We start from the raw sequence: 1537 nt of genomic DNA, 5'->3' as shown, positions 1-1537 counted from the left end.
CCAGCACAATTTTTATTGGTGTTATGACTGGTATTAAAGTCTTTAGCTGGATTGCAACTATGTGGGGTGGGGCGATTGAGCTTAAAACCCCTATGCTATTTGCACTAGGTTTTATTTTTATGTTTGTTGGCGGTGGTATAACCGGAATAATTCTGTCTCAAGGCGGAATAGATAAGCTTTTACATGATACTTATTATGTTGTTGCTCACTTTCACTATGTCCTGTCACTTGCCTCAATATTTGCAGCCTTCGCTGGCTTTTATTATTGGATAGGCAAAATGTCGGGTAAACAATATAATGAATGCCTAGGGAAAATACATTTTTGGCTTACTTTTATTAGCACCAATACCACTTTCTTACCTCAGCATTTTCTGGGGTTAGCTGGTATGCCAAGGCGTATACCCGACTATCCAGATGCATTCATTCCTTGGAATTATGTGTCCTCAATTGGTTCATATATGTCATTCATTTCAGTTATGCTTTTTGTGTTTATAGTTGTACACCTCTTCAAATGGGGCAAGAAAGCTGAAAATAATCCTTGGGGGGGTGATACCTTGGAATGGACAATATCTTCACCACCACCTTTTCATACTTTCGAAAAACTGCCAGTGGTAAAATAGAATGCATACAAGTGCTTTGTTAAATGTTGAGTCAACAATACTGGATTTTTGGCGTTTGCTGAAGCCAAGGATAATGTATCTTGTAGTATTTACTGCAGTTGCTGGAATGGTTGCTGCACCAGGTAGTATTCATCCTTTTCTTGCACTAATATCCCTTGTATGTGTTGCTCTTGGTTCAGGATCCGCAGGTGCCATAAATATGTGGTACGATAGGGACATAGATCTTCTCATGAAAAGAACAAAAGATCGTCCTATACCTTCAGGTAGAGTTTCTGCAGAAAGCGCGCTTGAATTTGGTATAACCCTTGGAGTATTGTCAGTATTTATTATGGCAATAGCAGTGAACTATGTTTCCGCTGCTTTGCTTGCAGTTAGCATATTATTTTACGTTTTCATATACACAATTTGGCTCAAAAGACGCACTCCGCAAAATATTGTTATCGGCAGTGCATCAGGTGCTTTTTCTCCAATGATTGGTTGGGCAATTGCGACTAACTCGGTAAGTTGGGAAAGTTTTATTCTATTCTTAATAATTTTTATGTGGACTCCACCGCACTTTTGGGCTCTATCCTTAAACAGTTCCGAGGACTATGTAAAAACGTCGATTCCAATGTTCAATGTTGTCTACGGCCCAGAGAAAACAAGGAAACATATATTAATTTACAGTGTGTTGCTGGTGCTAACTAGCTTGCTTCCAGCACTGTTTTTGAAAAAGGCCCTATTTTACCTAAGTCTGGCAATCCTTGAGGGTTGTATTTTTATTTGGTATGCTGTATCTATTATAAGACTTAAAAATCATAGCTCACAGAAAAAAATGTTTTCTTATTCAATTTCTTATCTATTTTTTCTGTTTACTAGTGTTATTTTTTGTTCTACCGATTTGTTTTAGCTATGAAAGAACGGCAGAAACATAAAAA

General features: G+C 37.7%; 2 protein-coding genes. Both read left to right on the top strand.

The annotated features are described in order from the left end of the window. Positions 1-620, top strand: a 620-nt coding sequence (locus tag IHO13_RS03340; RefSeq protein ID WP_225538274.1) for a cbb3-type cytochrome c oxidase subunit I, incomplete at its 5' end; no start/stop codon positions are given. 1 nt (position 621) lies between these two features. Further along, entirely contained in the window at positions 622-1509 is an 888-nt protein-coding gene (locus IHO13_RS03335; protein WP_225538273.1) for a heme o synthase, read from the top strand. Positions 1510-1537: the final 28 nt, after the last annotated feature.

Origin of the sequence: Wolbachia endosymbiont of Mansonella perstans (genome assembly GCF_020278605.1) — a bacterium.
Taxonomy (GTDB): domain Bacteria; phylum Pseudomonadota; class Alphaproteobacteria; order Rickettsiales; family Anaplasmataceae; genus Wolbachia.
Note: the sequence above shows the minus strand (reverse complement) of the source record. Positions and strands in the feature narration are given on the sequence as shown.

Bases quoted from the DNA above. Each gene is read 5' to 3' on its own strand.
- IHO13_RS03335 (WP_225538273.1), top strand. From the start codon at position 622: ATGCATACAAGTGCTTTGTTAAATGTTGAGTCAACAATACTGGATTTT.